An 8,267-nucleotide genomic window follows, 5' to 3' on the forward strand; every position below is an offset into this window, starting at 1 on the left:
GGTGGCGTTCTCGTGGCCGGCGGCGGTGGCGCTGGTCGTCACCGTGCTGCTGTTCCGCCACGGCCAGCGCGGCGGGCTGCGCCGGTACGCCCGGTCCCGGTCCCTGCTCGCCGCGGACCTGCGCGAGATCGACTACCTGCGCGAGCTGGCCGGCGGAGCCGCGGCGGGCAAGGAGATCCGGGTCTTCGGGCTGGTCGGTTGGCTCCGGCAACGCCTGCGGGACACCTACCTGCGCTTCCTCGAACCGCTGTGGGCCGAGCGCAGGCGCATCTACCTGTGGCCGTTCGTCCGGTACTCGGTGGTGGGCCTGGTGGTCGTGGGCGTGGTCTTCGCGGTGGTCGGGGCGACGGCGCACGAGATGACGCTCACCGGGTTCGTCCTCGTCTCGACGGCGACCCTGGCCCTGCTGAGGCTGGCCGAGCACTACCCGGAAGCGGACCTGCCGACCGCGATCGGCATGAAGGCCTACGACGCGGTGCGGCGGTTCTCCCAGCACGTCGACGCCGAGCAGGTGGACGACGAGCGCGCCGGGCCCGTCGAGGCCCGCGAGGTGCACCTCGTGCCCGCGCGGCGGCCGACGGTGCCCGAGCCGGTCGGCGCCATCCGGTTCGAGCAGGTCGGTTTCCGCTACCCCGGCCAGTCGCGGGTGGTCTTCGACGGGCTGGACCTCACGATCCCGGTCGGCCGCTGCACGGCCGTCGTCGGCGTGAACGGCGCCGGCAAGACCACGCTGGTCAAGCTGCTCGCCAGGCTCTACGAGCCGACCGCGGGCCGGATCACGTTGGACGGCGTGGACATCCGCGCGTTCCCGGTCGAGGAGTGGCGGGCCAGGCTGAGCGTGATCTTCCAGGAGTTCGTCCGGTACGAGTCGTCCGTCGCGGACAACGTCGGGCTGGGGGCGGTCGACTTCCTGGACGACAGGGCGGCGATCCGCGAGGTGGTCGAGTCGGTCGGCCTCGGTGAGGCCGTGGCCCGCCTGCCCCGCGGGCTGGACACGCCGCTGGCGAGGCACCTCACCGACGGGGCGGAGCTGTCCGGCGGCCAGTGGCAGCGCGTCGCGCTGGCGCGGGCGTTGTTCGCGCTGCGCCACGGTTCGCGGGTCGTGGTGCTGGACGAACCGACGGCCAGCCTGGACGTGCGCGCGGAGGCCGGGTTCTTCGAGGAGTTCGCCGGCCTCGCCCGGGGTGCGACGACCCTGCTGATCTCGCACCGGTTCTCGACCGTCCGGCACGCCGACCTCATCGTCGTCCTGGAGCACGGCCGGGTCGGCGAGCAGGGCTCGCACGCGGACCTGCTGGCCCGCGGCGGGCGGTACGCGGAGCTGTTCCGGTTGCAGGCCGACCGGTTCGTCGACCAGGTCGGAGGAGCGGTCGGATGAGGGTCCTCCTGACCGGCGCGTGGACCGTGATCGCGACGGCGTGGCGGTTGAACCGGCGCAAGACGGCGCTGGCCGTGGTCCTGATGACGGCCGGCGCCCTCGCCGCTCCCCTGCTGGCCGCCGCGCTCGGCTGGATGACCCGCGAGGTCGTGGCGGGCGCACCGGGGCGCGCGGTGCTCGCCGGCGTGACCGTCGCCGTGCTGGCGGTGATGGTGCTGGCCCTCTCGCACTTCGCCCACCTGGCCTACTACGAGCTCTCCGAGCTGGCCGAGCTGGACTTCGACGAACGCGTGATCGAGGTGTCGAACGGGTCGGCCGGCATCGAGCACCACGAGCGGGCCGAGGACGCCGACACGTGGACCGTGCTGCGGCAGGAGGGCAGGCATTTCCGGACGGGCCTGGAGGCGTTGCTCAACGGGCTCGGCCTCGTCCTCGCCGTGGTGCTCACCGCCGTCCTGCTGGCCGTGCAGAACCCGTGGTTGCTGCTCCTCCCCGTCGCCGCGGTGCCGCCCCTGCTCGCCGGCCGCGTGGCCGAACGGGTGCTCGACGGGGCCAGGACGACGACCGCCGAGCCGACCAGGACCGCGCTGAACCTGTTCCACCTGGCCACGTCCGCCCGCCTGGCCGGGGAGCTGCGGGTGTCCGGTGTGCGGGACGAGCTGCGCGCCCGGCACGACCGGCTGTGGGAGACGGCGACGCACGGGCTGTGGCGCGCGCACTTGACCGCGACGTGGGTCCGCGCGGCGGGGCAGATCGTCTTCGCACTCGCGTACATCGGGGGCGTGCTGCTCGTGGTGCGCGACGCGATCGCCGGGCGGCGCGGTGTCGGTGACGTCGTGCTGGTGATCGTGCTCGCCGCCCAGGTCAACCAGCAGGTCGCCACCGCCGTCACGCTCCTGCAGGACCTGCAGCGGATGGCCGGCGCGTACCGGCGCCTCACCGAGGTCACCGCGTCCGTGACCTCGGCCGGACCCGCTCCGGAGCGCACTTCTCCGCCGCGACGGCTGCACGGCGGGATCGTGCTGGTCGGGGTGGCGTTCACCTATCCGGGGACGGACGTGCCGGTGCTGCACGAGGTCGACCTCCGCCTCCCGGCCGGCGCCACCGTCGCGATCGTCGGTGAGAACGGCGCGGGCAAGTCGACGCTGGTCAAGTTGCTCTGCGGGTTCTACCGGCCGTCGCGCGGCCGGATCCTCGTCGACGGCGCGGACCTGCACGGGATGCCGGTCGACGAGTGGCGCACGCGGATCGCGGCCGGGTTCCAGGACTTCGTCCGGTACGAGCTGCCGGCCCGGCACGTGGTCGGGCTCGGGGACCTGCCCCGGTTGTCCTCGGAGCGGGCCGTCCGCGAGGCGCTGGAGCGCGCCGACGGCACCGACGTGGTGGACGGCCTGCCCGACGGCCTGGACACCCCGCTCGGCAAGAGCTACACCGACGGCGCGGAGCTGTCCGGCGGACAGTGGCAGAAGCTGGCGCTGGGCCGGGCCATGATGCGGGAGGCCCCGCTGCTGCTGGTCCTGGACGAGCCGACGTCGGCGTTGGACCCCGAGGCGGAGCACGTCCTGTTCCAGCGGTACGCCGAGCACGCCAAGCGGGTCGCCGGCCGGACGGGCGGGATCACGGTCTTCGTGTCCCACCGGTTCTCCACGGTCCGCACGGCCGACCTGATCATCGTGGTGCGGGACGGCCGGGTGGTGGAGACCGGCGACCACGCCGCGCTCATGGCCGCGGCGGGCCTCTACGCGGAGTTGTTCGCGCTCCAGGCGGAGGCGTACCGCTGACCGTCCACACGCGACAGCGCCGGGCGTGGCCCGGTCAGCCGGTGACCGGGACGACCTCGTCGTCGGTGACCGCGTACCGGCCGTCCGTCCAATACGGAGCCGCGCCGGGCGAGGTCCCGACGTCCTCGCCGGTGCGGGCGTCCAGGACGACGGGGCCGTTCCGACCGGTGTCCCCGTAGACCAGGCCGTGCCACGCCCCGGTCACCCGCAGCGGGAGCCGGTCCGGGTCGTCGGCCAGCGACCACAGCACCTCCCCGGACGCCGGGTCGAGGCCGAACACCGTCGAGTTGACGCAGACCGCGACGGACCGCCCGTCGTGGGCGCAGTACCGGGGCAGGCCCCGGGCCTTCGCCGGGAGCCGCACGTCCACCTCGCCGCCGTCGACGACCCGCACGCCGGTGACCGCGCCGAACTCCCTGCCCCGCAGGCCGTGGACCAGCAGCAGCTCCGGCCCGGCCGGCACCGCCTGCGCGGCCTCGACGTCCTTGGACCAGACCGTCGACCCGTCCGCGACGCGCCGGGCCTGCAGTGCCTGGTCGCGGGGGTCGTCCAGCAGCCCGGCGACCAGTCCCCCGACCACCGCCAGCGGGTCGAGGCCCGACTGGACCCAGGCCGCCTCGCGGGCGGCCAGGTCAACCGCCAGGGTGCCGACCGAGCCGTCGCCGGTGCGGGAGTTGCCGGTCGCCAGCCGCACGACGGCGGTGGAGCCGTCGACGCCCACCACCGCGGTGCGCAGCACCGAGCCGTCCGGCACCTAGAACCCGGCGGGCACGTCCACCACCTGCCGCCACGCCAACCCGGCCGCGTCCGCGTCGGCCGCGACCACCTCGATCGCGGCGCGTGCCGCGGTGGTGCCCCGACCCTCGACCGTCACGGCGAAGGTCTGCACGACCAGCGCCCTCCCCGACACCGCCACCACCCGCGGCGGCTCCAGGTCGGTGCGGGTGCCGTCGGAGACGACCTCCGTCGAAGCCCTCTCCGGCCTGATCTCGGCCCGGGTCTCGCCCGACTCCGCGTCGAACGCCAGCAGCGCGTCCGAGGTCGCCGCCCAGGCCGTCCGGCCACGCAGCAGCACGTGCGGCGCGGCCACGGTCTTCGACGTGGAGTCCCGCACGTCCGAGGTCACGGCCGGCGGCAGCCGCACGCCCTCGGAGGAGAACGTCCTCGCCGGGTCGAACACCGGGCGTTGCGCGGGGGTGGACGTCGTGCCCGCGACGGGCGCGGACGGCGTCGCCGTCGGGTCCTGCGTCCCGCACGCGGCCACCACGAGCAGCACGGCCACCGCTGTCGCGACACCACTCCCCCGACCACGCCCGTCGAGCACTCGGCCGCCCCTCACCGGACCCGCCAGACCTTGTAGGCGATCCCCGCCTCGACCACGTAACCCGACCCGACGCAGACGATGTCGTTCAGCCACGCGTACCGCTCCGCGCCCGTCTCGAACAGCGGGGTGGTGCGGAAGTAGTAGCGGGTGGGATCGACCTGGTGCCGCTTGACCGGGTGGGCCAGGTCGGCCCGCAGCGCGGGCGGGACGACCCACCGGCCGCCGTAGGTCATGTGGATCAGCGCGTCGTCGTGCGTGCGCAGGGTCAGCCGGACGTCGAGCGCCATCGCCCCGTCGGGGCGGAACAGCGCCCAGTCGCCGCCGCCGGCCTCCAGCCCGCCGCGCAGCTCCGGCCCCTCGAAGGACCCGCCGGAAGCCCCGAACAGGATCCGCCGGCCGAACGGGCCGTCCCCGATGTCCAGCCGCGGGTGCAGGTCCACGACCAGGTCGAAGAGGAACTCAGTGTCGAGGTCGGGCACCGCTCGCACCCTCGGGTCGGCGCTCACCCGCCACCACCGCGGGCACCCGCCGCCACGGCGTCCCCGAACAGCTTCCGGCGCACCTCGTCGGTGGAGACGCCGGACTGGGCGCAGAGGGTCGCCAGGTCGAAGAGGAACCGCTCACCGACGATCAGGTCGTCCGCGAAGGTGAACTGCAGGAACACCGGCAGCTCGGCCCGGTCTCCGTTGGGCGTCACGCCGAACGCCCGGGTCGTCATCGTCATGCGCGCCGTGCCCCAGCAGACCAGGGTGTCATCGTTGTGCGCGTGACCGTGCAGGGTCACCTCGTAGTCCGGGAAGGCGGTGAAGAACCTCGTCAGCGCCTTCTCGTTCGCGGCCAACCCCCGCGCGGTCCTCCCGAAGGCGGGCGTGTGCAGCACCACGTCCCGGTGGAACAGCCGCATGGCCGCGCCCACGTCCTGCCGGCTCTTGGCGAGGGCGAGGGACTGCGCCAGCTCGTACATGCGATGCCCGTCCACGGCGTCACGCCTCCGTCTGCGCTGGTAAACTTTACGTACGGTCGATCGTACGCATACTTCTCGTCGGGCAACAAGAGGGAGAGACGATGAGCGAGCCCACGCGGGACGCGACCGGTGCGCCGGACGCGGCGGTGTCGGACGGGCGCCTGCTGCGGGGCACGCGGTCGCGGCGGACGATCCTGCGCCAGGCCGTCGACGTCGCGTCGCTGGAAGGGCTCAACGGGCTCAGCTTCGGTCGGCTGGCCGCCGACCTCGGGCTGAGCAAGAGCGGGATCCAGACCCTCTTCAGGACCAAGGACGACTTGCAGGTCGCGACGGCCGAGTTCGCCCGCGACCTGTTCCTCGACGCCGTCATCAGCCCGGCCCTGGCGTCGGCGGCCCCCGGCGCGGCGCGGTTGCGGGCGCTGGTCGAGGGGTGGATCGAGTACGCCCGCTCCCCGCTGTTCGCGGGCGGCTGCTTCTGGGCGGCGAACCTGGCCGACTTCGACAGCCGACCGGGAGCGGTCCGCGACACGCTGTTCCGCCACCAGCGCGACTGGCGTGCCCTCATCGCCGCGGAAGTGCGGCACACCGCCCGAGCGGACCTCGACGCCGACGTGGTGGCGTTCCAGATCGACGCGGTGCTCATCGCCGCGAACACCGCCCTGCGGCTGGGGGACGACGAAGTCGTGGACACGGTCCGCCGCGTGGTCGAGGGGTTCCTCACGCCCGCCCCGTGACCGGGATCCCCGAGCTCGGAGCGCAGTCGGACTTGTCGGTCCAGCCGTCGGCACAGTTGTAGAGGGGGGAACGGGGTCGTGCAGCCGTGGCGCGCGCCGAGGGCGTTGTACTGGTCCCGGGGACCTCCGTGCCGGAGTTGAGGTCGGCTGGCCACGGCGAGCCGATCGCGAACTGCTTGCACGAGGGCCACGCGTTCCGGCGGCGAAGGGGACGTCGATGTCCACGCCGGACGCACTCCCGGACCGCCCTGTGCGTCCCGTGCACCGTCGTCGTCACGGCGGTGGCGGAGGGCTCGGCCCGCCTACTGGTGGACGCCCGCGAGGGCGAAGAACTCCTGCCGCGACCGGGCGTCCTCGCGCAACAGGCCGTGCAGGGTCGAGGTCACGGTGCGGGAGCCGGGAGCCCTCACGCCGCGCAACGACATGCACATGTGCTCGGCCTCGATCACCACTCCGACGCCCTGCGGCGCCAGGTGCTCCCGCAACCAGTCCGCGACCTGCTTGGTCAACCGCTCCTGCACCTGGAGGTCGCGGGCGAACAGCTCGACCACGCGGGCCAGCTTCGACAGCCCCAGGATGCGCTCGCCCGGCAGGTAGCCGACGTGGGCGACGCCGTGGAACGGCAGGAGGTGGTGCTCGCACAGCGACTGCACCGGGATCCCCCGCACGAGCACCAGCTCGTCGTAGCCCTCGTCGTTGGGGAAGGTCGTCAGGTCGAACTCGCGCGGGGTCAGCAGCTCGGCGTAGGCGTGCGCGACGCGCGCCGGGGTGTCGGCCAGGTGCTCCGAACCCGGATCCCGGCCCAACGCCACCAGCAGGTCGGTCACCGCCCGCCGCGCGGCCTCCACGTCCACCCCGCCGCGCCCGTGGACCACCTGCAACCGCGGTGACGGGTGACCCGGCGCGGCGGGGGGCCGTTGAGTGGAAGGCGCGCTCATGCCGCCGGTCCGCGGCCCGGTGCGTACACCGTCGCCAGCCGGGCCAGCGCCACGGCGGCCACGAGCAGGCCGAAGTCCCGCAGCGCGACGTCGTAGAAGCCGGGACCGGTCAGCAGGTCGACGATGATGCCCGCCAGCCAGACCGCGACCAGCGGAGCGCCGAACCGCGGCGCGATCGCCACCACGACACCCGCCACGACCTCCACCACGCCCACGGCGTACATCGCCGCCTGCGCGTCGCCCGGCACGATCCCGTCGATCCAGGGGGCCAGGTAGGTGGTCCAGTCGACGAGCAGGTTGGCGAACTTGTCGAGCCCGAACAGCACGGGCGCGACCGTGAACACCGTCCGCAGGGCGAGGAACGCCTGGTAGGCCGGGTTGGATCGCAGCACGGCGCCCGTCGACCGGACGCCTGACACCTCGGTGGCCATGACCCCTCCTTCTATCGACAACTTCGGCTAACCTTAGAAGTCCTCAGCGAGTTTCGTCAACGGAAGTTGGTTTTAGAAATGGTCGAAGCCGATCCGTCGTGGGCGTCGCACGTCTCCGCCGTCGCGGCGCTCGACGAGCCGACCCGGCGGCGGCTGTACGACTTCGTGGTGCGCAGCCCCTCCCCGGTGAGCCGGGACGAGGCCGCCGAGGCGGTCGGGATCCCGCGCACGACGGTCGCGTTCCACCTCGACCGGCTGGTCTCCGAAGGGCTGCTGGAGGTCGTCCACGAGCGCCGCACCGGGCGCAGCGGACCCGGCGCCGGACGACCGGCCAAGCTGTACCGGCGCTCGGCGGAGCAGATCGCGGTCTCCCTGCCCGACCGGCGCTACGAGCTGGCCGCGCTGCTGCTCGCCGACGCCCTCTCCGAGGCCGACACGTCCGGCGAAGCACCGGGCACCGTGCTGCGCCGACGCGCCCGCGACCTCGGCCGGGAACTGGGCCGCGACGTGGGCCGGACCAGCCGGGACGCCGACGACGGTCGGCTCGCCGCGCTGCGGGCGCTGGAGAGCTTCGGGTTCGAGCCCCGCGCGTCCGGCGCCTCGGTCGTCCTGGGCAACTGCCCGTTCCACACGCTCGCCCGGCAGCACACCGAGCTCGTGTGCGGCATGAACCTGTGCCTGCTGGACGGGCTGCTCGACGGCCTCGCCGCCGGCGAC

10 protein-coding genes are annotated in these 8,267 nt (G+C 73.8%); 4 read left to right on the plus strand and 6 right to left on the minus strand.

The genetic code is table 11. The features are described from left to right. Together AB0G02_RS19790 and AB0G02_RS19795 are read left to right on the plus strand one after the other, a co-directional pair. On the plus strand, positions 1 to 1,378 hold a 1,378-nt coding region (locus AB0G02_RS19790; protein ID WP_360796300.1), incomplete at its 5' end, for an ABC transporter ATP-binding protein. Continuing rightward, positions 1,375 to 3,159: an ABC transporter ATP-binding protein gene (locus AB0G02_RS19795; RefSeq protein WP_360796303.1), complete on the plus strand. Its 1,785-nt coding sequence runs from the start codon at positions 1,375 to 1,377 to the stop codon at positions 3,157 to 3,159. The genes AB0G02_RS19790 and AB0G02_RS19795, both read left to right, overlap by 4 nt. A gap of 34 nt (positions 3,160 to 3,193) precedes the next feature. On the opposite strand, the gene AB0G02_RS19800 is transcribed toward AB0G02_RS19795, so the two are convergent. Genes AB0G02_RS19800 through AB0G02_RS19815 form a run of 4 tightly spaced genes read right to left on the minus strand, consistent with a single transcriptional unit; the run spans position 3,194 to position 5,462 of the window. Continuing rightward, positions 3,194 to 3,913, minus strand: a complete 720-nt coding sequence (locus AB0G02_RS19800; RefSeq protein WP_360796305.1) for a hypothetical protein — start codon at positions 3,911 to 3,913, stop codon at positions 3,194 to 3,196. Next, entirely contained in the window at positions 3,914 to 4,441 is a 528-nt protein-coding gene (locus tag AB0G02_RS19805; RefSeq protein WP_360796308.1) for a hypothetical protein, read from the minus strand. It abuts the gene before it with no gap. Positions 4,442 to 4,494: 53 nt separating this feature from the next. Further along, complete coding sequence (locus tag AB0G02_RS19810; protein ID WP_360796311.1) at positions 4,495 to 4,962, minus strand: DUF3237 domain-containing protein; 468 nt, start codon at positions 4,960 to 4,962, stop codon at positions 4,495 to 4,497. A 23-nt stretch (positions 4,963 to 4,985) separates the two neighbouring features. Further along, a complete protein-coding gene (locus AB0G02_RS19815) occupies positions 4,986 to 5,462 on the minus strand; it encodes a nuclear transport factor 2 family protein (RefSeq protein WP_360796314.1) in 477 nt (158 codons plus the stop codon). Positions 5,463 to 5,548: 86 nt separating this feature from the next. Here AB0G02_RS19815 and AB0G02_RS19820 point away from each other — a divergent pair, with 86 nt between their 5' ends. After that, positions 5,549 to 6,181 carry a TetR/AcrR family transcriptional regulator gene (locus AB0G02_RS19820; protein WP_360796317.1) on the plus strand — a complete coding sequence of 211 codons (633 nt, stop codon included), beginning with the start codon at positions 5,549 to 5,551 and terminating at the stop codon, positions 6,179 to 6,181. A gap of 302 nt (positions 6,182 to 6,483) precedes the next feature. Here the strand turns inward: AB0G02_RS19820 and folE are convergent, their stop codons facing one another. Then, positions 6,484 to 7,119: a GTP cyclohydrolase I FolE gene (gene folE / locus AB0G02_RS19825; RefSeq protein WP_360796320.1), complete on the minus strand. Its 636-nt coding sequence runs from the start codon at positions 7,117 to 7,119 to the stop codon at positions 6,484 to 6,486. Beyond that, complete coding sequence (locus AB0G02_RS19830; protein ID WP_360796323.1) at positions 7,116 to 7,550, minus strand: hypothetical protein; 435 nt, start codon at positions 7,548 to 7,550, stop codon at positions 7,116 to 7,118. Before AB0G02_RS19830 ends, folE begins: the two co-directional genes overlap by 4 nt. 78 nt (positions 7,551 to 7,628) lie before the next feature. Between AB0G02_RS19830 and AB0G02_RS19835 the strand changes: the two genes are divergently transcribed. Then, positions 7,629 to 8,267, plus strand: a 639-nt coding sequence (locus tag AB0G02_RS19835; protein WP_360796326.1) for a helix-turn-helix domain-containing protein, incomplete at its 3' end; no start/stop codon positions are given.

This window comes from Actinosynnema sp. NPDC023658 (assembly GCF_040639995.1).
In the GTDB taxonomy this organism is placed as follows: domain Bacteria; phylum Actinomycetota; class Actinomycetes; order Mycobacteriales; family Pseudonocardiaceae; genus Actinosynnema.

What these genes read in the sequence shown, in the direction of transcription:
- AB0G02_RS19795 (WP_360796303.1), top strand. Translation starts at nt 1,375, where the DNA reads ATGAGGGTCCTCCTGACCGGCGCGTGGACCGTGATCGCGACGGCGTGG.
- AB0G02_RS19820 (WP_360796317.1), top strand. Translation starts at nt 5,549, where the DNA reads ATGAGCGAGCCCACGCGGGACGCGACCGGTGCGCCGGACGCGGCGGTG.
- folE (WP_360796320.1), bottom strand. Translation starts at nt 7,119, where the DNA reads ATGAGCGCGCCTTCCACTCAACGGCCCCCCGCCGCGCCGGGTCACCCG.
- AB0G02_RS19830 (WP_360796323.1), bottom strand. Translation starts at nt 7,550, where the DNA reads ATGGCCACCGAGGTGTCAGGCGTCCGGTCGACGGGCGCCGTGCTGCGA.